Below are 25443 nucleotides of genomic sequence, written 5' to 3' on the forward strand. Positions count from 1 at the left end.
TTATGCCTCTTCCTCCGGTACAAAGGGCGTTTCGACCAGTTCGCCCTGCTCGCTTTCTTGCATGACCGTCACCTTTTGCTCGGCCTTGTCCAGCAGCTTGCCCATCGCGGCGGAGAGCTTCGTGCCCTCCTCGAACAGCTTGATGCTTTCGCTCAGCGGCGCTTCGCCGCGCTCAAGCAGGCGAACGATCTCCTCCAAGCGCTCCATCTGGCTTTCAAATGACTTTTCCGCCATTATGCTTCTCCCTTCTCGATATCCAAAACACTGCAAGTTGCCACGCCCTTCGCAAAGCGCACGCGCAGACGGTCGCCCGCGTGAAGGGCGGCGGCATCTACAACAACGCCCTTTTCCCCTTCCGCGATCGCGTAGCCACGCGCCAGAACGCCGAGCGGGCTGATCGCATCCAGCGTGGCGACCAGACGGCTAAAGCGCAGCCTGCGCGCTTGCACGCCGCGCTGCCCCGCAGCCGATAGCTTTTGCCCCAATAGCCGCACATACTGCCGCTCCCGGTCAAGGCGGGCCGCCTGCGCGCCGAGCAGGCGTTCGCACGCGCTGTCCAGTTGCAGGCGTTTTTCATCAATATACTTTGCCGGCGTGCGCGCGGCGAGCCGCTCGGCCAAACCGTCCAGCCGCCGCCGGTTGGTCTGCATGTGCCGCAATCCCGCCGTGTGCAGTCGCAGCTCCAGCGAGCGCAGCGCCACGCGGTACTCCGCCCGATCGGGCACAGCCAGTTCCGCCGCGCCCGAGGGCGTCGGCGCGCGCAGATCGGCTACAAAATCCGCGATTGTTACATCGGGTTCGTGCCCAACCGCCGAAATGACAGGGATCTCCGATTCAAAGATCGCGCGGGCGACCGCTTCTTCGTTAAAAGCCCACAGGTCTTCCATGGAACCGCCGCCGCGGCCGCACAAAATAACATCGGCCTCGCCCACAGCGTTGGCCAGCGCGAGCGCGCGGCAGATGCTGGGCGCCGCGCCCGGCCCCTGCACCAACGCGGGGTACAGCGTCACCCGGGCCAGCGGCCAGCGCCTGCCCAAAATACGGACCATATCGCGCACCGCCGCGCCCGTGGGCGAGGTGATGAGCGCGACATGCGAGGGACAGGCGGGAATAGGCTTTTTGTACACTTCATTGAAAAGCCCTTCTGCGTGCAGCTTGCTTTTGAGCTGCTCAAACGCTAAGTTCAGCGCGCCCGCGCCGTCCGGCACAATCTCGTTTAGATAAAGCTGCACCTGCCCGGTGCGCGGAAACGAACTGACCCGCCCGCGCACGATCACTTTCATACCGTTTTCCAAACGAAATTTCAGCCGCATCGCGTCTGAACGGAACATCACCGCGCTAATTGACGCGCCTTCGTCTTTGAGCGTTAGATAATAGTGGCCGGAGGAATGCGCCTTATAGTTGGATATCTCGCCCTGCACGAAAAGGTTGCGGTAACCCGGTACGGCGTCCAGCAGGTCCTTGATCTCATTATTAAGCCTTGTGACTGAATATACCGTGCTCAATTTTCTGTCCTTTCATACTGCCGGGCGGCCAATACCGCTACTCCGACCGCGTTATCGCCAGAAAGACGCGGTTCGGCAAAGAAGATATTCTCTTGCTCCGCAAACCTTGCGCGCAGTATTCCGCTTGCCATGACCCCGCCCGCGCACAAAACGGGATAAGGGTATTGCCGCCGCGCCTGCCGGGTCGCTTCCCAAACGGCGTTCGCCACTGTTTCTAGTGTAAAGCGCGCGATCTGCGCGGGCGGCTCCTTCTTTCGGACCCGGCTTTCCACCTGATTTTGCATGCCGGAAAGCGAAAAATAACCATCCGTCACGCGCGGCTTTGCGCCCTTTTCGGGCGCGGCGTCCAGCGCGTGCCGATCGAGCGCCGCTCCGCTGGGAAAGGATAAGCCGAGCGCCGCGCCCGCCCGGTCGACGAGCTGACCCGCGGACAGATCGGTCGTACCGCCGATGCATGCACAGTCCGGCAGGCCGTCCTCCCCCGGTCGCACCAACAGCAGCTCGGTCGTGCCGCCGGACAGGTGCCACGCGAGAAAGGGCACATCCAGCAGCGCCAACCGTCCGGCGGACAGCGCCGCCGCCGCGATATGTCCCTGCTGATGGGAACAAGGAAAAAGCGGCACGGAAAGCAAATGCGCCGCGCTCCGCGCGGCGCTTTCGCCTGCCAAAAAGCAGGGCATATACGAACCTTCGACCGCGCGCGGCCGGGTACTGACGCCAACGGCGCAAACAGGCCCTATGGGCAGCGCGCCTATCTTTTCATGCAGACGCACGGTGTGCTGGAACAGCGCGTCCGATTGGCGCAGGCCGATCGCGCCCGCGGGCACCGTAAGCAGCTCCCCCTCGTTAACCCAGCAAAGGGTGTCTGATTCAAAGATCGCGGCCGAGGTGCGGTAATTGGAGGTATCCACCCCCAAAAAACGTTTACACATTGGATGCGGCGGCTTCCGGCTGCGGCGCCGCAGGTTCGGCCGATTCAGCGGCAGTCTCTGCCACTGTTTGATCCATAGGCGCGTCGCCGCTGTTTTCCGCGCGCACAATCGAACCCAAAATGCCGTTGATAAAGGCGGCGGCTTCCTCGGTGTCGTAGATCTTAGCCAGTTCGACCGCTTCATTGATGGCCGCGCCAACCGGCACATCGGCCACGTAACGCGATTCATAAAGGGCCAGCCGCAAAATGGCGATAGTCATATGCGACAGGCGGCTGAGCTTCCAGCCGTGTGAGAACGCTTCGATATCCCGATCCAGTTCGCTCAGGCGACCGGCCACGCCGATTACGACCTCGCGGATATACGATGTTTCCGCCTCGCCCAGCTTGCCTGCGTACAGCGCGATATCGCCGCTGATCGAAGCCATGATGCTCTCGTCCAGCCGGTCGGCCAGCACCTCTTCCGCCTTGAAATCCTGAAACCCCATTTCAAAAATCAGGTGCAGGGCGATCTCTCTTGCTTGTTTTCTGCTCACGGTGGCAAGCTCCTCCTCGTTTCATGTCGAATACACTTGAATACGCCTTATTCTATCCTATTTTCGCCAAAAACGCAAGCGGATAGACAAAGAAAAAGCGGGTTTTCCTGAAACAACGCCAAACGGCCCGGCGAACTTCCGCCGGGCCGCTTGGTGCAGGTAAAAAGAGAAAGAGGAAGAAAAAGAGAAGAGTCACGGGATAGGACTCGCTTTAGGCGACCATACCCCGGGTTTGTCAGGGTAGAAGCTCCGCCTTGATCAGACCGGGTTCTCCGGCGTGCAACCTTGCGAGAAGCTCGTTGCCCATTTCCAGCGGCCCGGTCGCACTGATCAGGCTGTCGACATCGATCTGACCGGATGCAATCAGCGACAGGCAGATATCGTATTCGCCCGCGGAGGCGCACGAGGTATACAGCGCGATCTGCGATACCACGGCCTTTTGCAGTGGAAACGTCACGCTGCCCGCGATATTGCCGACCAATACCACGCCGCCGCCCTTTCGCGTGCACTGCAACGCCGTATCAAACGTTGCTTGCAAACCGACTGCTTCAAACGAAAGATCCGCACCGCGCCCTTCCGTCAGCGCCCGCACGAAATCCGGCGCGTTTTCTTTTGTTGTGTTCACTGTATATGCCGCACCCATGCGGCCCGCTGTTTGAAGCTTTTGTTCGTCTACATCCATGGCGATGATCATGCTGCAACCGGCTGCTTTAAGCGTTTGGATCAGCAGCAGGCCGATGGCACCGCAGCCGACCACAACCGCACGATCACCCAGCTTCACCGGCGAAAGACCTACCGCATGTACCGCTATGGAAAGCGGTTCCACCATGGCCGCCTGCTCAAACGAAACCGCGTCGGGCAGCCGATACAGAATGCGCTGCGGCACGGCGATGTATTCCGCCATCGCGCCGTCGCGCCGGTACTCCGCGCAGGAAACGCCCAGCACCTTTCGGTTTTCACAAAGGTTGATCAGCCCTTTTTTGCAATAATAGCAGGCGCCACAGTACTCCGTCGAATCAAACGTGACCCGATCGCCCTTCGCAAAATCCCTGACCGCCGCTCCGGTCTTTTCGATCACGCCCGCGGCTTCGTGCCCCATGATGATGGGCGGGCGGCGGCGGCCGCTTGTTCCATCGTATCCGTGCACATCGCTCCCGCAGATCGCGCACGCTTTTACGCGGATCAGTACATCTTCCGGGCCGATCTGTGGTATCGCCACCTCTCGCACTTCGGCTTTTCCGTTTTCTGTTACCACCAATGCTTTCATCATGCTGTTTCCCACGCCTTTCTTACATAGGCGACCGCCTTGCGAATGCCGTCATAACCGGTTCCGCTCGCCTCTTCGATACAGATCAGGCCGTTGAAGTCCTTTTTCTTTAAAAATGTTAAAACCTGCCCGTTGGGCGTTGCGCCGGTACCGATCACGACCGGCTGAAACATTCCCTTTTGCGCCATATCCGAAATGTGGATCGTTGCAACGTCGTCATATACCTGCTCCAGCACCTCCAGCGGATCGCCTCCGTACGCTGTGATATTGCCGGTATCGAAGTTGACGCGCACACCGCTTCCTTTAAGACTTTGGTAGATTTCCAGAAACACATCGGTGGGAAAGCTGAAATCCACATAATCCCACGCGCCCGGTTTATAGTGGTCCTCATATACCAGCGTTACGCCGAATTTTTGCGCGGTGACCGCCGCGCGCCGCAGCATTTCCACCGCCCAGCGCACGCCCTCGTCGCGTCGGGTATCCGGATGCGCCTGCCCAGCCAGCACGCGTAGATACGAAATTTGAAGCGCGGAGCAAACAGCGATATCCCCTTGCAAATATTCCAGCTCCCGCTCGCGCTGCATTGCATCCGGATGCGTAAAATCCGGATAGGTGGATGCCATGGCGATCGGTATGCCCGCCTCCGCGATCGTTTGTTTGACGCGGCCGAGGTAGGTCGGCGTGTGCTCGCGCAGCAGCATCATGCTAATATCCGCCGCGTCCAGTCCCATTTTTTTTGCTTCATCCAGCCACTCCCGCAGCGTGATCTCTCCGCTTGCCATTTTTTCAAACAGCGATACCGGCAGCACGCTCAGCCTGCAAGCTTTTTGCATATTTTCACCCGCTCCTAACATATTTCCCAACGTTTTTAACAATTTTCTTTCTATCTTTATCTTATGGGAAACGCCCGGCGGTTTCAATGCAAATAGCTTTCACTTTTTCACGAATCCATTTTATATTTTTATGGGTCGTTTGCTTCCACTTTCCGGTATTCCGAAGGAGAAACGCCGACATAGCGCTTGAAAATGGTGCTGAAATATGTGGAATTGTCATAACCGCACAGGTATGCGACCTCATAAGAGCGATAATCTCCCACGCGCAACAGATACTGCGCGCGTTTGAGCCGCGTTTCTGTCAAAAAACTGACGAACGACTGCCCTGCGTTTTGCTTGAATAGCGCGCTCAAATAGGTTGGCGAAATACCGACGGCCGACGCTACCATATCAAGCGACAACCGCGAATCGCTATAATGCTCCTGAATATACAGCTTGGCCCGCTCGACCGCGTCCTGATTGACCGATGCGTTTTGTTCCAAAAAATCGCATACCGTATCAAGGATTCGCATCAGCTCGCTCATCATACTGTCCAGTGACTGGCAAGCCATCAGCCTGCTGTACGCCGCCATCGGATCAGCTAGCACGCTCTGTACCGGGCACTGCCGCTCTGTCAGCAATCGTATCATCTCGCCGTACACAAAGCCGACCAGCATGCTGGTATAGAGATAGGAATTATGCGAGGTCTGCCGGATGCTTTCGGCGATCTCGGCCAGTCCGCTGTGAATTGTTTCTTTCTTAAAATCCGAAAGAGTACGCGTCAGCCGCTGCATATCAATCCCTTCCGGCAAAGGAGTCGAGAAATTCTGACGCAAGGCCTCGTCCGCCTGAATGTCTTGTCCCGTGCCCAGCAGAAATACGCGATCCAGACAGCGGCGCGTTTCCTCATAGGCCTGCCGGCAGCAACCGATGCCGCCCTGTACAACCGACGAGGTGATCGTCGTATACGCGGTATGCGCAACCGCGGCGCGCAACCGCCGTACATAGGAACGGATGTGGAACCGCAATTCTTCTTCCTGCTCGCTGATAAACAGCAAAAAATACCTTCCGTTGTCGTTTTCGACAATGCGCATCTCCTCATTACTCTGCGCGATCAGCACGTTTTCCAGCTCTTGCGTGAAGGAAAAGACCGTTTGCTCGTCCATATCACCGGTAAGTCGGTCAAAATCATCCATTTGCACCAGAACGCCGCCGCAAAACAGCCTATTGCCACACCAGCGCTCCGGTAGGCTCGCCACCAGCTCTTCCGCCTGCGCGCGCCCGGCCAGATACCGCCGCAGCAAGCGCTGCTGCTGTAATATCCGCTCCTCCTGCACCTGCTGGTGCAGCTGTTCCAGCTCGCTTTGTCGGCTGTATTGCGCGTCCAGCTCCTCCCGCAGGCGGGTCAGCACACCGCATAGCGCGGCAAGCTCGACCGGCTTGAGCAGGAAATCATACACGCCGAGCTGCAGGGCCGCGCGCGCATATGCAAATTCTCCATGGCCGGTCAGTATCAAGATTTTACACGCAGGCGCTTGTTCACGCAGCGCTCGGATCAAGTCAAGTCCGTCCATATTCGGCATGCGTATATCGGTTATGACCAGATCGGGCCGTTGCTTTTCGACCAGCTTAAGCGCCTGCACGCCATCCTCGGCAACCGCGTCCAGCGTAAAGCCCAGCGTTTGCCATGGTACGGCACGACTCACGCCTTCTCTGATAATTTCTTCATCATCCGCCAGCAGTACTCGATACATGGTTTTCCCCTCCCAGATCTTTTGGCAGCCGCAGCCGGACCGATGTGCCAAATCCGGCTTCGCTTACTACCGCTATTCCATATTGATCGCCCGCGAGGATGTGGATACGGTCGTTCACATTGCACATGCCATAGCTTTCCGCACGCACCTCGCCGCATCTGGCCAAGGCGTTTTGCAGCGCCCGCAGTTGATCCGCCGTCATTCCCACGCCGTCGTCCCGCACCTCCAGCATCAATATGCCTTCCTCCTCCAACACGTTGACGAACATTCTGCATTTGTGTCCGGCCGGTTTGATGCCGTGGTAAAGCGCGTTTTCCACGATCGGCTGCAACAGCAGTTTGGGCACCATGCACCCGCGCACCGCGTCGTCCAAATAAATCGTGTAATCAAAAAGCTTGCTATAGCGGATCTTTTGAATCTTCAAGTAGCTTTCTACATGCTTTACCTCGTTCTCCACCGGGATCAGATCGTCGCCGCGACTCAGTCCTATGCGAAAAAAACCGGTGAGCGCCGTGACCATTTCACTTGCACGGTCGTTCTCCCCCGCCCAGATCAGCCAGTTGATCGAGTCGAGTGTATTATACAGAAAATGTGGATTAATCTGCGCTTGCAGCGCCTTGTATTCGGCCCAGCGCAAACGCTCCTGCTCCTGTTGTACCGTCTGCAACAACCGACTGATATGGGCTGTCATATTTTTCATGCTGACGGCCAGCGCGCCGACCTCGTCCTCGCGCACGACCGCAAGCGAAGCCCCGAAGTCCCCCGTCTCCACGCGCTTGACATACCGCATCATTGCTTCGATCGGGCGCAATTCATAAGCACGCAGCAGGCGCGATACAATGATATTGATTAGGAACGCAAACAGGCCGATCCACAGCACGGTTTGCAAAATATGCCGGCTGTCCTCGCGAAGAAAATCCTTATGCACCAGTCCGGCTACCGTCCAACCGCTTGCAGGCAGACGGCTGCGCAGCACGAAAAACGACTGTCGATCGCGCACCTCTAGCTTGCTGCCAATCACCTCTTCCTGCGCCAACTCGGTCACGATGGCCTGCTGTCCTTCGTCTGGTTCCAGCGCCGTTAGTACGCTGCCGTCGCGGCGGAGCAAAAACACATTGCTGTTTTCACCAAGATCAACGGACATCATCCGTTTGATGGTTGCGAGCTTTACCTCGATCACGATAATGCCGCACGGCTGCCCGGTCTGCGGGTCGCTGAGTGAGGATAGCGCGCTGAGCACGCCGCTCCCCATATTGTCCACAATCATAGAACCGTCCGGGCAGTTCACCCATTGCGTGGCCGCGTGGTTGCGTGCCTGCCGGTACAGCTCATCGGGCAGGTCCAGCGTTTCACGCACTGAGTAGTAGCGCGATTTTGCCACGACACCGCTGTCCAACACCAGATACGCGCCGCTCACCGAGCCGTAATAAGCGCTCAGGCGTTTCAGTTGCATACCAAGGGCGGTCTGCTGCCGCTCGCGCGCCTCATCATCCGCCGCCGGGCCACGCAATAGCGCCTGCACGGTCGTATCAGCTGTAATCAGCGAGGACAGATGGGTCATATCCTCGACCATTTGATCCAAATCAAGGGCGATATTGCTCATGATCTGCGAGGATAAACGCAGCGCGCTGCCGCTCATGCGCGTATCCGATTCATGATAGATGACAAAACCGGCAGCGGCCAGCGGTATCATCATCAAAAGCGTGAAGTACAGCAGTAACCGCCTACCTAACGAATGGCTGAAAAATTTAAGCAGCCGTTCCATTGCTTCCCTCCTTCCTTCCCAAAACGACATAAGACCGGACCGCGTTTTCGCGGTTCGGTCTATGTTGCAGATCTATGTTTCTCCCAAATACATTTTGCGCACCTGATCGTTGCCCAATAGGCTTTCACCTGTGCCGGTTAGCGTGATGTGTCCGGTTTCCATCACATAGCCGCGATCGGCCACGGCCAGCGCCATGCTGGCGTTCTGCTCCACAAGCAAAATGGTCGTGCCCATTTTTTGCAGACGAGGAATGATCTCAAATATTTCATCGATAAAGATGGGCGCCAGACCCAGAGAGGGTTCATCCAGAATCAGCAGCTTAGGGTTTGATATCATGGCGCGGACCATGACCAGCATCTGCTGTTCGCCCCCGGACAGCGTGCCCGCCGTTTGCCAAACGCGCTCCTTCAAGCGTGGGAATATCTCAAATAGTCCCTCCATCTCCTCGGCGACCTTTTGCTTGTCGCGCCGTAAAAACGCGCCCATTTGAATATTTTCCAATACCGTGAGCTTAGGAAACACGTGGCGCGATTCGAGCACTTGCGCAATGCCGCGCGCCGCCACTTTGTGCGAAGGGAGTCCGTATATGCTTTGGCTGCAAAACTCGATCGTGCCGCCGCAGGGCTTTAAGATACCGGAGATGCAGCGCAAAAGCGTCGTTTTCCCTGCGCCGTTGGCCCCGATCAGGGCAACGACCTCATTTTCCGCCACTGTTAGGCTGACGCGCCGCAGCGATTGGATCGCCCCGTATTTATGTTCCAGCCCTTCAACGCTCAGCATGCTTTGCACGTTCCGCACCTCCCTTGCCCAAATACGCTTCGATCACCAGCTGATTCTTTTGAATATCTCCCGGCAGGCCCTCGGCGATTTTCGCACCGTGATCCAGCACGGTAATCTGATCGGAAAGGCTCATGGCCAGCTTCATATCGTGTTCGATCATCAATATCGTGATGCCCTGCGCGCTGATGGCACGGATGATGGCGATCAAATGATCCTTCTCCACCGCATTCATACCGGCAGAAGCTTCATCCAACATCATCAGCTTGGGGCGGCTCGCCAGACCGCGGACGATCTCCAACAGGCGCTGCTCGCCATATGGCAGATTGCAGGCCAACTCGCCCGCGCGGTGCGTTAGGCCAACGAAGTCTAAAAGCTCGTAGGCGCGTTCGGCCATTGCCCGCTCTTCATTTCGCGCCGTCCGCGTCCGCAGGATCGCCGCCGCCAGCCCCGCTTTCGTACGGCAATGCTGGCCGACGATCACGTTTTCCAGCACGTTCATGGTGGGAAATAGGCTGATGTGTTGAAACGTGCGCGCGATGCCAAGTTCGTTGATCTTATATTTTTCATTTCCGTTTATTTTCCGGCCTTCCAGAAAAACGTTTCCCTCAGTCGGCTGGTACACGCCGCTGATCACGTTAAAGCTGGTCGTTTTGCCCGAGCCGTTCGGGCCAAGCAGGCCATGTATCTCGCCCTTTTCCACGCACATATTCAGCGCGTTGATCGCTTTGAGCCCTCCAAACTGCATGGTCACATTTTCTACTTTCAGCAGTTCCATATCAGCCCGCCCCCTGTCCGTTCTCTTTGCCCCGCGCCGGCAGCTTGTTCAGTAGGTGGTAATACTTATTCCGCAGCGTGCCCGCAATACCGTTTGGCATGAAAAACAGAACAAAAATAATCAGCGCGCCGTAAATTAGCATTTGATAGGTGCCAAACTGCTGTAAAAACTCGGTAACGACGATAATCAGCAGCGAGCCGATGATCGGTCCGCAGAATGTGCCCATGCCGCCGACTAAGATCATCACCAAAAACATGCTTGACTGATCTGCCGAAAAGGATTCCGGGCTGACGAACCGTACCAGATGTGCATATAGCGCGCCGCCGACGCCCGCATAGAACGCCGCGATGGTGAACGCCATCGCCTTATAGCGCGACAGCTTCATGCCAAACGCCTCGCTCGCATCCGGGTTACACTTGATCGCCTGCATGGCGCGTCCGACACGAGAATCGACAATGCGGCGCTTGATGATGAGAAACAGCAGCGCAAGGGCCAACACAAAATACAGGTACATGGCGTTGGTCGTCAGCTTGATGCCAAACAGGCTGACCGGCGGGATTGCGCCGATGCCGTTTGCACCGCCGGTGAGTTTTGTAGGTCCGTTGAGCGCCAGTAGGCGAACGATCTCGCCAAACCCGATCGTAACGATCGCAAGGAAATGGTGCACCAATTTAGAACATGGAATTGCCAGCACATAACCGACCACAGCGGCGATGGTGGCAGCCAGCAGCATGGATAGAACCACAGGCAGTCCTGCCTTGCTTAGGATAGCGCTGAAATACGCACCGATCGCGTAAAAGCCCGCCTGCCCGAGAGATATCTGCCCCGAATAGCCAAAGAGGATATCAAAGCCGGTGTTGACGATCACATAGATGCCCAGCGTACAAAGGATCAGGTGCATATAGATCGACCCGCTGAATGCCACCGGGTACAGCGCAACGCACGCCACCACAAGGATTGCTATCGTACGCTGCACCTTGGTTTGGGACAGGGCCTTCATTATCTGATTCATATTTTACCCTCCCCTATTGATCCGCTTTGACCTTAAGAATGCCGTGCGGCATTACAAAAAGCACAAGAATCAGCACGCCGAACGAAACGATATCTTTGAAGGAAGAAGACAGATAGCCCGCCGCCATTGTTTCCACCACGCCAAAGATCAGACCGCCGATGATCGCGCCGTACATATTGCCATACCCGCCGAGTACCGCGGCTGCAAAGCCCTTGGTCGATAGAATCGCGCCCATCTTGGGATATACACCGTAGATCGGAGCGAGCAGAATGCCCGCCACCGCCGATAGCGCCGCGGCCAGCGCCCAAGCCATGCCGACGGTCACCGGCACGTTGATGCCCACCACGCCCGCGGCCATCGGATCCTGCGCGGCGGCGCGCAGGCTGGTGCCCATTCGGGTTTTGCTCATAAATAAATGCAGCAGCACCATACAAGCCAGCGTCACCGCAACGATGGCGATCTGCTGCGGGGTAATAGACACCGCCCCCAAACTCAGCGGCGCTTCGCTGAACGCAGAGGGAAAATTTTTTACATCCGTTCCCCAAATGATCATGGCAAAGTTCTTCAAAAAGATCGACAGGCCTATCGTTGCCAGCACGATATGGATCTGCTGGCTGCCGCGCCGCAGCAGCGGACTGATCATGCTTCGTTCGAGCAGCATACCGACTGCAAACATAATACCGATGGCGATGATCACCGCCAGCAGGAACGGAATACCAAAGCCAACGTATATCGTAAATGCGACATATGCGCCCAGCATAAAAATTTCGCCCTGCACAAAGCTCATGAGGCCCGACGCGCTGTAGATCAAGCTATACCCCAACCCGATCAGCGCATAGATGCAGCCAACAGCGACGCCGCCGACAAGTAACTGCAAAAACATAGCATTTCTCCTTTATCCGGGTCTAAAAACGGCCGGCTCGGATGGCGGGCCGGCCGCTTCTTCACTTGTGCGTAGGTTTATTCCGCTTCGAGATACTTGCCGTCCTCGATCTTGAAAATGCGCATCACATCGATACCCTCGCCGTTCTTTCCCTTGTACGAGAAGGTGCCCGCAAGACCAACGTAGCCGTCGATATTGTTATAGGCTTCTCGCAGCTCCGGTCCGCGGTCCGCCCCCGAGGTCTCCATAGCCAGATCGATCATCATCACACCGTCGTACGCACGATAGGCGTTGTCGGACGCGGGCGCGGCGCCGAACTCCTCAATATAGCCCTCTAGGAACTTTTTCAGGTTTTCATCTTCCGCGTCCTCCGGATCTTCATACACCAGATACTGCGCGGCAAAACACACGCCGTTCGCAGCGTCGCCTGCGACTTCCAATATCTCAGGCATGGAATAGCCCTCCGGCCCCAAAATGGTACCGGCAAAGCCGGATTGCCGCAACTGCTTGGTCACCGCGCCGGTGTCGTCGCTAAGGCACCACGTCAAAACAGCATCCGGAGAAGCGGCGTTGATCTTTGCAAATTGGCCGGTGAAATCACGGTCGCCGTTTGCCATGGTCTCGCTCGCGACAAACTCGATATCGTAATCCTGACAGGCAGCTTTGAAAGCGTCCGCGCCCGACGTGCCGTATTCATCGTTGCTGGTGAAGGTCGCGATGCGCTTGAGGCCCTGCTCGTTTGCGTACTTGGCGAGCTGCTTGCTCGCAGCATTCGCATTGGAGATCGAGCGGAAAAGATAGGTATAGCCCTGTTCCAGCCAGGTGGGCGAGGTACCGCCCGCGACGCATAGCGTCTGTGATTCCTCAATCACCGGCCCGGCCGCCTGCACATTGGCGCTGTGCAGCGAACCGAAAATCGCGTTTACTTTGTCCACCTGCACCAGCTTGGTGGCGGCCTTTACCGCTTCCTCCGGCGATGATTTGTCATCATACGGCACGATTTCTACCTGCCGCCCAAGAATGCCGCCGTTCGCGTTCAGCTCGTTCACCGCGAGCTGAGCGCCGTTCAGCGCGGCTTGACCAAGCTGTGCGGAACCGCCGGTCAGCGGGCCAAAATAACCGATCTTGATCGTATCGCCGCCCGCGGCGGATGAACCTCCCTGACCATCAGACGAATCTCCCGGGGTTTCCGAACCACCGCAGCCCGATAGCGCGCCTGCCAGCATAGCACCGCATAGCAACCAACTGAGTTTCCGTTTCATAGCGATTCTCCTTTACCTTTGGTTTTTTTGTAGCCTTTGCTTTGTTGTCTGTATCTTAACACAAAGCCTAAATGCGCTGAATCAAAATTTTTATAAATACCTTTCGCTTTTCTATGAAAGCATAAATATATATCCCGGGGCAACGGTAATATTTTCCGAAGCATGAGAAGGGAGCCGGTCAGTGTCTCAATAGACGACTGACCGGCTCCCCGGATGTCTAAAAATTCATTTATTCTTGCAGCGGCACGTACCCGGCTTGCTCCATCACGCTGCGCCCGGTATCCGACAGGATAAAGGCGCGCAGCTTTGCGGCCGGGCTGTTTGCCGGTTCATTGGCGCGCGTAACAAGATAATATTCATTGATGAGCGGATATGCGCCGGAGGCAATCGTTTCGCTGGACGGCGAAACGCCGTCCACGTCGAGCAAGCGTAAGCCATCCATACCATACATGCACGATACGTAATAATAGACCGAATAGCCTAAAGCGTTCGCGGAATTATCGTATTCGGCAATGGAATCGACCAATCCGCCCATTTCTTCCGGGCGCAGCTCGGTCGGCGCCTCAACCGGCTTTTTGTCCCGCATCAGCAGCTTCATGAACAGACTTTGGCTGCCGCTCGCCTCCGGCCGCTGAAAGGCGGCGATGGACGCCCCCGCGCCGCCCACGTCGCTCCAGTTTGTTATGGCACCGGTATAGATATCGGTCAACTGCTCCTGCGTCAGGCCGGTGACCGGATTGCCGTCGTTCACCAAAAATACGAGCGCGTCGCGCCCGATCGGCGTGATCACCAGTTCATTGCCGATTTCGTCCAGCCGCTTTTTCGTTTGCTCGCTCGCTTCGTAAACGAGCAGCAAATCGGTTTCGCCGTTCGCCAGCGCCATCCATGCCTCGGGTGTTTTGCGGCAGGTAGTCATCGCCTCCGCTTGCTCGGGAGACTCGCCGGTCGCAGCGGCGCGTATGGCCGCCATCATCGGTAAGTTTGCGGTCGAGCCATCCACGCGGGGATAATCCGTGGGCGATAGGATCGGTTCGCTCGACTGCGCCGGCTGTTCCGCCGGAGGCGTATCTGCGGCGGGCGGCTGCGGCCGGCTTTGAGACGCGCACCCCGCAAGCGTTAACAGCAGCAGGCAGGCAAGAACTCTTTTTTTCATCCGTCAATCCTCCAATCCGGTGAAAATGCTTTCCTTTGCGATCCAGTTGCCCTTCAGGTCCATGATACCGCAGGAAAACCCTCTGGTGCAGACGACGTAGTCCTCCCCAACATCGGTGATATCACGCAGACCGCGCAGCAGCACTTTGCCATCCGGCGAAAACAGATCGCAAAGCGCGCTGTCATCGCTGCCCGCGTATCCGAGGGCGAAGCACGACGCTTCGTTCACATCGCCGTAGTAACCTATATAAGCATATTCCCGCTCGGTCTCGATCGGCTTACCGTCCAAATCGTACAGCTTAATGCGACTTTCGCGTTCCACCATGATCAGGTGCTCGTTTCCTCCAAGAATATACGAATTCTCGCTCAGATGCAAAACCTCGTTCGCTTTTCCATCGTAAACACTCACGATGCCGTCCTGCCAGACGGAAAAACGCAGCCGGTCGGCCGGCGCGCCCTTATTGATCGGATAAGCGCCGTTTGACCAGCCCGAATCCAACGAACGCAGGGGGATCGAAACGCTTACAAGCGCTTTTCCCTGTCCATCCAAGATTTCCACATTGGACATGGATCCATTTTCAGCGTCCACCACTTCGGAGGTCAAAATATAGCAAAACTCGCCTTTTGCATTCTGGACGACCTCTTTCGTTTTTGCGCTCAGCGGCACCAGAACCCGCCCGTCGGACGAGACCACACAGCTTTTTTTGTAACGATCCGTTGAGCAAACAAAGTATTGCACCGGCTGATCCGGTTCCACCCGTTCATTCGCGGCGGGTGCCTGCCGCTGCGCCGCGCAGCCCGTAAGCAAGCCGAAAAGCGTAAGCACTAACCAAATTCGTTTCATCTCCGGCTCCCCTCCTTTTCTCTTTTATAGCACGATTTCCCTCTCGGCGCAACCCACAAAAGGGAAACAGCCGCTCAACCGAAAAAAGCGCCGTATGCAGCAGCATACGGCGCTTCCAGAGCAGCGTTATTTTTCTTCCACCGGTTCGGATTCGGCCGCCGCGGTGGTTTCAAAGGTGACCCCGCCGACGTGAATGTTCACCTCGGTCACGGTAAGGCCTGTCATCGATTCGACCGACGCCTTGACGTTTTCCTGTACAGCCCGCGCCACATCGCGGATATTGTGGCCGAAAAGCGCCAAAAAGCTGATCTCGATCTTGACCGTGCCCTCGTCCGACAGTTCGATGCGGACGCCCTTGGACAAATTTTTCTTACCTAAAAAGCTGACGATGTCGCTGGTCAGGCTGGAATACAGCCCGCTGACGCCTTCGGTGTCGGATGCGGAAAGCGCAGCGATGGAAGCGACGACGTCCTCCGATATCTTGATCGTGCCCTGATCGCCCGCGGTTGACCAATATTCCTTATGGTCTGCCATAAAAGCTCACTCTCCTTTAGGGGCATTATAGCACAGTTTGCCCAAAAAGCAAAGCAAAATGTGTCTGTCAGGCCGCTTCTACGATCTTAATTTGCCCTGCCGCCATATCAGTTTCGGACATTACGATATCTTTAATGACGGTGACGTCGGTCGCGGCCAGACCACCCTCGGGCGGCTCGACGACGATGTTGACGCTGTCATCCCCGATCATGACCACCGCGTCCACATAGCCCTTGGCGCGGATCAGGCTTTCCACCCGTGCCTCGGTCACCGAGTTTTCAGCCAGCACCGATATCTTGGCGGCGGCCTGTTCCTTTGCTTCCGCGTCCGCCATTTCGCTTTCCGTTGTTTCCTTCAGGATGCTGACCGCCTCGTCCCTCGCCTGTTCGCGCGTCAGGCGCGAGGATACAAAGTAGTCGTCCGACTGGGCGCTCGTCTCAGCCGATCCGCCATCTTGTGCCGCCGTGTCCGCCGCGCCGTCCGTCTGCCGCGCCACCATCAAATCCTCCGGCGCGCCGACGTGGCTCCAGTTCAGGTATACCGCAACGCACAGCATCAGCGCGATCACGCCGTACACCGCCCCGCGCTTCTTGATCTTTTTCATGCAAAATCGCCCTCCCGTGTTTCATTACTAAGACTTATGACTCCGCCGCCATTTTCAGAACTGTAACTTTGTCCGTACCCACGCCGCATATTGTCGAAACCGCCTGCGTCACCGCATAGCGTACCGCGGTGTTATCCGCGCCTTCGCACAAAACCACCGCACCGCGAAAGGTCGGCAGCAGGCTTTTGACCGTAACAGGCGTTTCGCCGTAGCTGCCATCCGATAAAACGGTCAGATCGCTTTCATAGCTCTGTCCGCTGGTACCGTTTTTGGTTTGCCGTACGTTGACCGCGTACACGGCCTCTTCCGTTTCATCGAGCGAGAGCAGCAGCGAAACGCGGCCCACTCCCTCGATCGCGCCGAGCTGATCGCTGAGCGCCTGCTGGAACTCCGCCAGGTTAAACCCCTCGCCCGCGGGTTCCGTACCGGCGGGCGGCGCTTTTACCTCCGCGGCGTCGCGGAACCAGCCGCCGGAGGCGAGCAGCAGCACGCCGGTCAGCAGCACAATGATCACCGCGCGGTACTTTTTCAGCAGCGGCAGGCATTTTTCCGCCGCCTTCCGCAGCGGCGCTAAATCAATATTCTTCATTTTTCAATCAGCTCCTGTCGGTCCGCGGGCACGCCGCTCTCCTTTAAAATCAGCTCTTGCAGCTCCGCAAGGCGGGCGGCGTCCTTTTTGCGGTAAAATACGGTCACGTGATCGGTTTGCAGCAGTCCGTCCTCATCGGTCGCCATAGTGACAAGCACCGTGCATTCGATGCCGATCTCGGACGCGCGCTGTTCCAGCGCGCTTGCCACGGCGGCGCCCATGGCGTTCAGCGTCGTCTGTCGGTTTTGCGCCTCCAATTCCGCGATCGAGACGTCCCCCCCGCCGTGTCCGCCCGCCTTGCCAGATCGGTCAGACGCAGCCCGGACAGCGGCTGTAACAGCGCAAGCGCCATCAAAAGCCCCGCCGCGATACGCACGATCTCTTTCAGCGCCGAATCCTTGGCCACCGACAGCGCCAGCGAGGACGCCGCGCCCGCCAGCGTGACGCGCAGCAGGATCGTTCTAAATAATTCCATCATACCGGCTTCACCATCGCAATGACGTAGACAAGTTCAAAATAAAGGATCATGCTGCATGTGGAAAGCATGCCGAGCAGCAGGCCGAAGCCCGTGCCGACGCCCGAGAGCAGCCCCTCCATGTTTTTGCTGCAAAGCGGTGAAAACACGGCGGCGCCGATGCGATAGAATAAGTAGCACGCGCCCGCGCGCAAAAACGGCACGATGCAGATTGCCGTGATGCACAGCATGCCGAACACGCCGACCGAATTTTTCAGCAGCGCCGCGCCGGTGAGCATGGTTTCGGTCGCGTCCGACAGGATACCGCCCACGACCGGCACCGCGCCCGACACCGCGAATTTGGCTGTTTTGAGCGCCATGCGGTCCACGCTTCCCGAAACGCCGCCCGCGATCGTGATATAGGCGATAAACAGCGTAAGGATCAGCTTTAAAGCGCCCGCCGTCAGGCTTTTGATGCCGTCCGCCAGCCCGTGCAGCAGACCGTTGCCGGTCGCCGCGTCCACAGCGGTGATGGCGAGATAAGCGCAGGCGGCGGGCACGAGCAGCGTTGTCACCAGACGGATGACCAGATCGAACACCAGCATGGTGGCGACCTGCAGCGCCGTGGCCGTTACCGCAGAGCCGCCCACCGACAGCGCCGCCGCCAGAACCGGCTGCAAGGTCGCGGAAAACACGCTGATCTGTTCGAGCGCCTGTCGGCAAAGGCTCAGCACGCCCGAAAAATCGGTAAGCAGGATCGCGCCGCAGCCGAGCGCGCCCGCCATATCGATCGCCGAATCCGCCGCGCCGCCCGCGGCCGAGGAAAAACCGCGCGCCACCGCCGTCAGCACGACCACGCCGGCCACGCGCAGCAGCCCGCGGAAGGCGCTTTGCACCGCGTTTTGCCCATCCTCCGCAAAGTTCCCAAACATGCCGGAAAGCGACGCGGTCAGATCGGTCGCGCTATCCGGCGTAATACCGTTTAAGTATTCCTGCTGCTCGGCGGGCAGCGCGTCCGCCAATCTGTCCTGCCCCACATCGGGCGTTTCCCCCACCGCGTATGCCGGAGAAAGGAACAGCAGCGCGAGCAGAACAGCGAAGCATATGTTTTTTCCCATTTCCGTTCCTTTCAGGATTTTTAGATCCATTCCTCGATCAGACTCAGCACCTGCTGCAAAAGCGGCATGCAAAGCGCGATTGCCAGCACCGAACCCGCGATCTCCAGCTTTGCCGCGAGGGCGGACTGCCCCGCGTCCCGGCTGAGCGCGCCCATCACCCGCACGACCACGGCCACGCCGACCGTTTTGATCACCGGCAGATAAAGCGTTTCACTCATACCGCCCTGCGCGAACACCTGCGTGATCTCGCGCACCGCGCCGCCCATTCCCGAGAATACGCGAAATAGGATGACCAGCCCCGCGGTGAGCGCCAGCAGGAAGGCGATGGCGGGGCTCTCCTTTTTCAGCGTCAGCGTCAGCACGATCGCGGCGAGCGCGATGCCGCACAGGGCAAGCAGATCGCCCATGTTCAAAAGCCGAACACGCTTTTCATCATCGAGAACAGCTGGCTGATCTCCTGCACGATCAGCATCAGCACGACGATGAGCCCGGCGAGCGTGGTCATCAGCGCCTGTTCCTCCCGCCCCGAGCGGGTCAGCAGCTGGCTGAGCACAGCGACTAGAATCCCCACGGCGGCGATTTTAAAAATCAGATCAACATCCATGCTTTCCTCCGCTCATATGAGCACCAGCACGAGCAGGATGCCCATCGCGATCCCACAGGTGCGGTACAGGTTCCCCTTGTTTTGCAGATCCATTGCCGCCGCGTCCCGCGCGGCGGTGAGGCGGCGCGCAACCTGCCGCAAGCCCGCGAGCTGCTCCTCCGCATGGTAGCGGCCCAGAAAATTGGCCGCGTCGCCGAGGATCTCGCACTCCTCCCGGCCAAGGCCGACCTCTGCTCCGGTCTCGCGGAAGCATTGCCGCCACAGGTAGCCGAGCGACAGGCCGCTTTGTTCGCGCATACGGCGCTGTAAGCTCATAAAAACACAGCAGACCGCCTCGTTTTCGTTTTCCGACAGCTCATTGATGATCTCGGGCAGCGTCGCCCGGCAGGCCGATATTTCGCTTTCGATCAATGAAAGGGCGAGCAGCATGGCGTCCGCCGCCGCGATCCGCCGGCCCAGCGCTTGTCTCGCGGACAGGCCCAGCGCCGCGCACGAACCGAATATCATGACCGCTCCAAGCAGCCTCAGCATTTCCTCATCCTCCTTTTAAGGGTATCGTTTGATAGCGCCTCTCCCCGCCCTCCACCGAAATGACGACCGCTTGCCGGAACAGCCCAAGACCGAGCAGCTTGCGGTAGAGCGCGCGGCGGGATAGGTCCTGTACGTCCCGTGCGTGCGCGCTGGCAAACACGGCCACGCCGCAGTGCGCGCAAAGGGATACCGCTTCCACATCCGCAGGCGCTGTGATCTCGTCGAACACCAAAAGAGCGGGCGACATGGTTTTCAGCAGCATAATGGCCGCCTGTTTTTTTCCGCATCCCTCTATCACGTCGGTGCACGAGCCGATTTGGAACTGCGGCCGGCCCCCGCTGAGCGCGGCGAGCTCGCTGCGCTCATCCGCTACCGCCACCGTCACGCCCTGATCGGACACGCGGCGCGTCAGCTCGCGCAAAAGCGTGGTCTTGCCCGCGCCCGGCGGCGAGAGCAGCAGAGTGGATACCAGCCTGTCCCCGTTTGTCAGCCGAATATCCTGTCCCACCGTGTCGATCTGCCGGGCGACGCGCAGGTTCAAGGAGGATATTTGCCGGATGCCGCGCACCTCGCGATCCTCCATGATCGCGGTGCCGCACACGCCGAGCCGGTGCCCGCCGGGCAGCGTCAAAAATCCGTTTTGCAGGCTTTCCTGATAGCTATGTACCGAATACCGCGCGGCGCGGGACAGGATGTCGCGCAGGATCTCCGGCGTGAGCGGCTCAAGCGCCGTTTCCCGCTCGCCGCCAACTGTTTTAAAAGCGGGCGGCCTGCCTGCGCGCAGGCGTATTTCCTCCACCGCGCCCGCCGCCTCGCTGCCGGTAAGCGCCGTCAACAGCGGCGGCGGCATGCATTCCAGCGCCTGCCGGAGGGCCTCGTCCTTTTTCATTTCCATTCTAATCACCTGTCTTACTCTATGCGGCGGCCTGTCCCGCTTATGACAGGTTGGGGAAAAAAGTACGTGCGAAAAACACGGCCGTCTACTTTCCATTTTCCTTCAAAAAACCATTGACAAACCGAACGGGTGAATTTATAATATCAATATATATTGCACAAAGCGATGACAGAGGAAAGTAATTATCCCAAGTGCGGCTTACAGGGAGCGTCCGGCCCGACTGAGAACGGACGCAGGCGCCGGTATGATGAAGTTCCCTCTTGAGCCGCAGCGCTGAACCGTTTTTTCAGTAGGCGCCGCCGGGTTTCCTCCGTTACTGGGATAGGATATACTTTTTGTATCCGAAAAAGTGCGGCAAGCAATTTGCCGAATGTGGGTGGTACCGCGGAAACCGTTTGTCTTTCGTCCCTCTTTGTGGATGAAAGGCTTTTTTTATGCTTTTTTGCCGCGAAAGACAAACAGAATCCCCAACCACAAACCACTTTTGCAAAGGAGAAATGAACCATGATTATCATTATGAAACCCACCGCCACCAAGGAACATGTAGAGGAGCTGTCCCGTCACATTGAGAGGATGGGCGTAAAGGCCAACCCGATCTTTGGCACGGGCACCACCGTGATCGGCCTTGTGGGCGACACCGCCGCCGTGGACCGCGACGCGTTGCTGCGCGACCCGCAGGTGGATAACATTATAAAGGTGCAGGAGCCCTTCAAACTCGCCAACCGCAAATTCCACCCGGACGATTCCAGCGTTGCCATCGGAGGGGACGTTGTCGTGGGCGGCAAAAAGATCGTCGTCATGGCGGGTCCGTGCTCGGTAGAGGGCCACGACCAGATCATCGACGTGGCGCGCCACGTCAAGGCCGACGGCGCGACCGTGCTGCGCGGCGGCGCTTGGAAGCCCCGCTCCTCCCCGTACTCGTTCCAAGGCATGAAGGCCGAAGGCCTTGATCTGCTGCACGAAGCCAGTCAGGATACGGGTCTGCCGGTCGTGACCGAGATCACCAATCCCGCCCACATCGATCTGTTCATGGAAAAGTGCGACTGCTTTCAGGTGGGCGCGCGCAACATGCAGAACTTCGAGCTGCTCAAGGAACTGGGTCAGGTGAACAAGCCCGTACTTTTAAAGCGCGGCTTTGCCAACACCATGGAAGAATTTTTGATGAGCGCCGAATACCTGATGGCGGGCGGCAATGAAAACGTCATTCTGTGCGAGCGCGGCATCCGCACCTACGAGACCTACACCCGCAACACGCTGGACATTTCGGCGGTGCCGGTGCTCAAGCGCATGAGCCACCTGCCCGTTATCGTAGACCCGAGCCACGCGGGCGGTATTTACTGGATGGTGGAGCCGCTGGCCAAGGCCGCTGTCGCCGCCGGCGCGGACGGCCTGATGATCGAGGTGCACAACGACCCGGCGCACGCTATGTCGGACGGCGCGCAGTCGCTCACCTACGATTCGTTCCACGAAACCATGCACAACCTGCGCGCCATCGCCGCCGCTGTGGGCCGCGAGATATAACCCGAACAAAACACCACGCGAAGGAGTGTTGTCAGTGTCGTATCATTTAAGCCTGACGGGTGCGAACGGCGTATCCGATATCTATATCGAAACCGGCCTTCTGGGCCGCGCGGCGTCCCTTTGCGGCGAGGCGTTCACGCCCAGCCGCGTACATATCGTGACCGATTCGGCCGTTGCGCCGCTGTACCTTGAGGCGCTTGCCAGCCAATTTTCCCTGCCGGTATCCCATACGGTCATTCCCGCGGGCGAGGAACACAAGCGCCTTGCGACCGTGGAGACCATTTACCACGACCTGCTGGCCGCCGGTATGACGCGGGGAGATCTGATCATTGCCCTTGGCGGCGGTGTGACCGGCGATATCACGGGCTTTGCCGCCGCGACCTTTTTGCGCGGCGTGCCGCTCTGCCAGATCCCAACCACGCTTTTGGCGCAGGTCGATTCCTCGGTGGGCGGCAAAACAGGCGTTGATCTGCCCGAAGGCAAAAATCTGGCGGGCGCGTTCTACCAGCCCCGGCTGGTGCTGATCGACCCCGCCGTGCTCCAAACCCTGCCCGCGAAAACCTTGGCGGACGGCATGGCCGAGGTGGTCAAATACGGCTATATCGCAAATCCCGCGATTTTGGAGATGGCCGCGCGGCCGGACTATCAAAACCAGATCGAAGCGCTTATTTACGAGTGCGTCAAGATCAAGCGCGACGTGGTCGCGATCGACGAGCACGACACCGGCCTGCGCATGATTCTGAACTTTGGCCACACGATCGGTCACGCGGCGGAAAAGCTCGGCCATTATGTCGATCTGACGCATGGGCAGGCGGTCGCCATCGGCATGGTCGCGGCCATGCGGCTTTCCGCGGCAATGGGAAACGAGGATCTATCCGCGCCGCTCGTCCGTCTGCTCACGCAGCTCGGCCTGCCGTCCGAGCTGCGATACGACCGCGAAGCGGTCTACGGAGCGCTGCTGTCCGATAAAAAGAAGTTCGGCGGCACGGTGAACTTTATTCTCGTGCGCGAACCGGGCCGGGCGGAGATCACGCCGATCGCGGCCGAAACGCTGCACGACTATATTTTGAAACTGTAAGGAGGGCGCAAAATGGGCTCCACTTGGGGAAACAGCATCAAGATCTCCATCTTCGGCGAATCGCACGGGGCCGGGATCGGCGTAACGATAGACGGGTTCCCGCCCGGCGTACCCTACGACGAAGCCTTTGTGCTGCGCGAAATGGAACGCCGCGCGCCCGGCCGCAACAAGCAGTCCACCGCGCGGCGGGAAGCCGATTTGCCCCGCGTGCTTTCGGGCATGCGAAGCGGCAAAACGACCGGCACGCCCATCTGCGCGGTGATAGAAAACACCAACCAGCATTCGGGCGACTATGCCGCGCTTGCCGACCAGCCGCGCCCCGGCCACGCCGATTATACCGGCTTTGTCCGGTACAAGGGCTTTGGCGATCCGCGCGGCGGCGGCCACTTTTCCGGGCGGCTGACCGCCCCCCTTGTTTTCGCGGGCGCGCTTTGCAAGCTGTGGCTGCGGAGCGAGGGCGTACTGGTCGGCTCGCATATCCAATCCATCGCGCAGATACAGGACATGCCGTTTGACGACGTGTCCGTGCCCGCCGAGCAGCTCGAAAAGCTGCGCCTTGCCGATTATCCGGTAAACAATCCCCGCGCGCTCACCGCCATGCTCGCCGCGATCGAGGACGCGCGTACCCAGCAGGATTCGGTCGGCGGGGTGATCGAATGCGCCGCCACCGGACTGCCCGCCGGGCTCGGCAGCCCGATGATGGACACGGTGGAAAGCCGCCTGTCCTCTATCCTATTCGCCGTGCCCGCTGTCAAGGGCGTGGAGTTCGGCGCGGGCTTCGGCTTTGCCGCCATGCGCGGCTCACACGCGAACGACCCGCTTTGCGAAGAAAACGGCGCGGTGCGCACCGAGACCAACAACAACGGCGGCGTGCTGGGCGGCATCACGAGCGGCATGCCCCTATTGGTGCGCGCCGCGATCAAGCCCACGCCGTCGATCGCCGCCGAGCAGCGCACGCTGAATCTCCGCACCGGCAAGGTGGAGCCGCTCTCCATCCACGGGCGGCACGATCCTTGCATCGTCACGCGCGCCGCGCCGGTGATCGAAGCCGCCTGCGCCGTTGCGCTGGCCGATCTATTGAGGGAGGCGAAGGGCTATGCGTGACCTGCCTGAAATCCGGGCCGATATCAACGGCGTGGATGAACAGATACGCGAGCTGTTTTTAAAACGCATGTCGCTCGCGCTCGAGGTAGCCGAAACCAAGGCCGAGACGGACGATAAGATCTTCAAACCCGACCGCGAGGCCGAAATACTCGAAAAGCGCGCGGCCGGTATGGAGGAGGAGCTGCGGCTCAAGTACGTGGCGCTGCTGCAAAGCATGATCCGCGCGAGCCGCGAGTACCAGTACAGCCAAACCCTGCGGCGCGCCCCCTCGAAATTCCCCATTGACGCCATGCCGCAGGCGCTTTCGCCGAAAACCGTCTATTACCAAGGCGTGCCGGGCGCGTATCAAGAACTTGCCGCCCGTTCGCTCTTCCCCGAGACCGAGCCGCAGCATGTGCCGACTTGGGAGCAGGTGTTTCAATCCGTGCGAGACGGCGTGGTGGACGCGGGCGTGGTGCCGGTCGAAAACACGACGGCGGGCACGGTCAGCGAGGTATACGACCTGCTGCTGCAATACGATCTTTCCATCAACCGCTCTACGATCAAAAAGATCCGCCATTGTTTGGCCGCCGTGCCGGGCGCTTCGCTTGGCGATGTCAAGCAGGTATGCTCGCACCCGCACGCGCTACCCCAATGCCACGATTTTATCGCCGAACACGGGCTGGAAGCCATCGAGGTGGCCAACACCGCGATCGCGGCGCAAAACGTCGCCGCGCGCGGGGACAAGGCGCTTGCCGCGATCTGCTCGCGTCAGGCGGCGGAGCTTTACGGGCTTTCCGTTCTGGCCGAGGGCATCAACGACCTCAAGCATAACGAGACCCGCTTTATCGCGGTAAGCCGCAACCTGACCGTGCAGCCGGAGGACAACCGCATCGAGATCGCCTTCCACATCCCGAACGTTGCCGGTTCGCTGCGCGGCGTGCTCGACATTTTTGCGGATTACGGCGTAGACATGACAGAGATCCATTCCCGCCCGATGAAGGACAGCCCGTGGTGCTATGTGTTTTACATCGATTTCACCGGCAACCTAAACGATCACGCGGTGCGGGCGATGCTGTACCAGCTGTATGAGGAACTCCCCTACATCAAAGTCATTGGCAGCTACCGGGTTGCCCAAACGACGGAGGAATAACAAG

General features: G+C 58.7%; 29 protein-coding genes and 1 other annotated feature. Of the genes, 4 read left to right on the forward strand and 25 right to left on the reverse strand.

The features are described from left to right. The 25 genes from xseB to RWV98_RS10665 form a co-directional block, all read right to left on the reverse strand. Positions 1-234: an exodeoxyribonuclease VII small subunit gene (gene xseB, locus RWV98_RS10545; protein ID WP_317860634.1), complete on the reverse strand. Its 234-nt coding sequence runs from the start codon at positions 232-234 to the stop codon at positions 1-3. Next, a complete protein-coding gene (gene xseA, locus RWV98_RS10550) occupies positions 234-1505 on the reverse strand; it encodes an exodeoxyribonuclease VII large subunit (RefSeq protein WP_317860636.1) in 1272 nt (423 codons plus the stop codon). Before xseA ends, xseB begins: the two co-directional genes overlap by 1 nt. Continuing rightward, positions 1502-2437: a DNA-binding protein gene (locus RWV98_RS10555; protein ID WP_317860637.1), complete on the reverse strand. Its 936-nt coding sequence runs from the start codon at positions 2435-2437 to the stop codon at positions 1502-1504. The genes xseA and RWV98_RS10555 overlap by 4 nt, the downstream gene beginning before the upstream one ends. Further along, the gene (gene nusB, locus RWV98_RS10560; protein ID WP_317860638.1) at positions 2430-2969 is read right to left on the reverse strand and encodes a transcription antitermination factor NusB; all 540 of its coding nucleotides are present in this window, start codon (positions 2967-2969) and stop codon (positions 2430-2432) included. Before nusB ends, RWV98_RS10555 begins: the two co-directional genes overlap by 8 nt. Positions 2970-3204: 235 nt before the next feature. Next, positions 3205-4239: a zinc-dependent alcohol dehydrogenase gene (locus RWV98_RS10565; protein WP_317860640.1), complete on the reverse strand. Its 1035-nt coding sequence runs from the start codon at positions 4237-4239 to the stop codon at positions 3205-3207. Beyond that, positions 4236-5069 (reverse strand): sugar phosphate isomerase/epimerase family protein, encoded by an 834-nt coding sequence (locus RWV98_RS10570; RefSeq protein ID WP_317860641.1) that lies wholly within the window; start codon positions 5067-5069, stop codon positions 4236-4238. Before RWV98_RS10570 ends, RWV98_RS10565 begins: the two co-directional genes overlap by 4 nt. A gap of 128 nt (positions 5070-5197) precedes the next feature. Next, a complete protein-coding gene (locus RWV98_RS10575; RefSeq protein WP_317860643.1) occupies positions 5198-6802 on the reverse strand; it encodes a response regulator transcription factor in 1605 nt (534 codons plus the stop codon). Further along, entirely contained in the window at positions 6777-8567 is a 1791-nt protein-coding gene (locus tag RWV98_RS10580) for a cache domain-containing sensor histidine kinase (protein WP_317860644.1), read from the reverse strand. The genes RWV98_RS10575 and RWV98_RS10580 overlap by 26 nt, the downstream gene beginning before the upstream one ends. Before the next feature lie 72 nt (positions 8568-8639). After that, positions 8640-9347, reverse strand: coding sequence for an ABC transporter ATP-binding protein (locus RWV98_RS10585; protein WP_317865745.1), 708 nt, complete (start codon positions 9345-9347; stop codon positions 8640-8642). Beyond that, the gene (locus RWV98_RS10590; protein ID WP_317860646.1) at positions 9334-10122 is read right to left on the reverse strand and encodes an ABC transporter ATP-binding protein; all 789 of its coding nucleotides are present in this window, start codon (positions 10120-10122) and stop codon (positions 9334-9336) included. Before RWV98_RS10590 ends, RWV98_RS10585 begins: the two co-directional genes overlap by 14 nt. 1 nt (position 10123) lies before the next feature. Then, positions 10124-11134, reverse strand: a complete 1011-nt coding sequence (locus tag RWV98_RS10595) for a branched-chain amino acid ABC transporter permease (RefSeq protein ID WP_317860648.1) — start codon at positions 11132-11134, stop codon at positions 10124-10126. A gap of 13 nt (positions 11135-11147) precedes the next feature. After that, a complete protein-coding gene (locus tag RWV98_RS10600) occupies positions 11148-12017 on the reverse strand; it encodes a branched-chain amino acid ABC transporter permease (RefSeq protein ID WP_317860649.1) in 870 nt (289 codons plus the stop codon). Between the two features lie 77 nt (positions 12018-12094). Next, positions 12095-13279: an ABC transporter substrate-binding protein gene (locus RWV98_RS10605; protein WP_317860650.1), complete on the reverse strand. Its 1185-nt coding sequence runs from the start codon at positions 13277-13279 to the stop codon at positions 12095-12097. Positions 13280-13508: 229 nt separating this feature from the next. After that, complete coding sequence (locus RWV98_RS10610; protein WP_317860652.1) at positions 13509-14432, reverse strand: PstS family phosphate ABC transporter substrate-binding protein; 924 nt, start codon at positions 14430-14432, stop codon at positions 13509-13511. Positions 14433-14435: 3 nt separating this feature from the next. Beyond that, entirely contained in the window at positions 14436-15275 is an 840-nt protein-coding gene (locus RWV98_RS10615; protein WP_317860653.1) for a DUF5046 domain-containing protein, read from the reverse strand. 126 nt (positions 15276-15401) lie between these two features. Then, a complete protein-coding gene (locus tag RWV98_RS10620) occupies positions 15402-15809 on the reverse strand; it encodes an Asp23/Gls24 family envelope stress response protein (protein WP_280962485.1) in 408 nt (135 codons plus the stop codon). A gap of 67 nt (positions 15810-15876) precedes the next feature. Then, complete coding sequence (locus tag RWV98_RS10625; protein ID WP_280962484.1) at positions 15877-16413, reverse strand: SpoIIIAH-like family protein; 537 nt, start codon at positions 16411-16413, stop codon at positions 15877-15879. A gap of 34 nt (positions 16414-16447) precedes the next feature. Further along, positions 16448-17002 carry a hypothetical protein gene (locus RWV98_RS10630; RefSeq protein WP_280962483.1) on the reverse strand — a complete coding sequence of 185 codons (555 nt, stop codon included), beginning with the start codon at positions 17000-17002 and terminating at the stop codon, positions 16448-16450. Further along, entirely contained in the window at positions 16999-17259 is a 261-nt protein-coding gene (locus RWV98_RS10635) for a hypothetical protein (RefSeq protein WP_317860654.1), read from the reverse strand. Before RWV98_RS10635 ends, RWV98_RS10630 begins: the two co-directional genes overlap by 4 nt. Further along, positions 17229-17480, reverse strand: coding sequence for a hypothetical protein (locus RWV98_RS10640; RefSeq protein WP_317860656.1), 252 nt, complete (start codon positions 17478-17480; stop codon positions 17229-17231). Before RWV98_RS10640 ends, RWV98_RS10635 begins: the two co-directional genes overlap by 31 nt. Further along, positions 17477-18574 (reverse strand): stage III sporulation protein AE, encoded by a 1098-nt coding sequence (locus RWV98_RS10645; RefSeq protein ID WP_280962481.1) that lies wholly within the window; start codon positions 18572-18574, stop codon positions 17477-17479. Before RWV98_RS10645 ends, RWV98_RS10640 begins: the two co-directional genes overlap by 4 nt. A 20-nt stretch (positions 18575-18594) precedes the next feature. Then, positions 18595-18981 carry a SpoIIIAC/SpoIIIAD family protein gene (locus RWV98_RS10650; protein ID WP_280962480.1) on the reverse strand — a complete coding sequence of 129 codons (387 nt, stop codon included), beginning with the start codon at positions 18979-18981 and terminating at the stop codon, positions 18595-18597. 2 nt (positions 18982-18983) lie between these two features. Next, the gene (gene spoIIIAC, locus RWV98_RS10655) at positions 18984-19178 is read right to left on the reverse strand and encodes a stage III sporulation protein AC (RefSeq protein WP_280962479.1); all 195 of its coding nucleotides are present in this window, start codon (positions 19176-19178) and stop codon (positions 18984-18986) included. Between the two features lie 12 nt (positions 19179-19190). Continuing rightward, entirely contained in the window at positions 19191-19709 is a 519-nt protein-coding gene (locus RWV98_RS10660; RefSeq protein ID WP_280962478.1) for a stage III sporulation protein AB, read from the reverse strand. 4 nt (positions 19710-19713) lie between these two features. After that, positions 19714-20604, reverse strand: a complete 891-nt coding sequence (locus RWV98_RS10665) for a stage III sporulation protein AB (RefSeq protein ID WP_317860658.1) — start codon at positions 20602-20604, stop codon at positions 19714-19716. Between the two features lie 156 nt (positions 20605-20760). Continuing rightward, positions 20761-21017 (forward strand) — a binding site (T-box leader). A gap of 91 nt (positions 21018-21108) precedes the next feature. Between RWV98_RS10665 and aroF the strand changes: the two genes are divergently transcribed. From aroF to pheA, 4 genes are read left to right on the forward strand one after another with little or no spacing between them, the layout of a single operon-like run. After that, complete coding sequence (gene aroF / locus RWV98_RS10670; RefSeq protein WP_280962476.1) at positions 21109-22125, forward strand: 3-deoxy-7-phosphoheptulonate synthase; 1017 nt, start codon at positions 21109-21111, stop codon at positions 22123-22125. Between the two features lie 34 nt (positions 22126-22159). Continuing rightward, positions 22160-23203 carry a 3-dehydroquinate synthase gene (gene aroB / locus RWV98_RS10675; RefSeq protein WP_317860659.1) on the forward strand — a complete coding sequence of 348 codons (1044 nt, stop codon included), beginning with the start codon at positions 22160-22162 and terminating at the stop codon, positions 23201-23203. 12 nt (positions 23204-23215) lie between these two features. Beyond that, positions 23216-24307: a chorismate synthase gene (aroC, locus tag RWV98_RS10680; protein ID WP_317860660.1), complete on the forward strand. Its 1092-nt coding sequence runs from the start codon at positions 23216-23218 to the stop codon at positions 24305-24307. Beyond that, entirely contained in the window at positions 24300-25439 is a 1140-nt protein-coding gene (gene pheA, locus RWV98_RS10685) for a prephenate dehydratase (RefSeq protein WP_317860662.1), read from the forward strand. Before aroC ends, pheA begins: the two co-directional genes overlap by 8 nt. Positions 25440-25443: the final 4 nt, after the last annotated feature.

The organism is Agathobaculum sp. NTUH-O15-33, from assembly GCF_033193315.1.
Classification (GTDB): Bacteria; Bacillota; Clostridia; order Oscillospirales; family Butyricicoccaceae; genus Agathobaculum; species Agathobaculum faecihominis_A.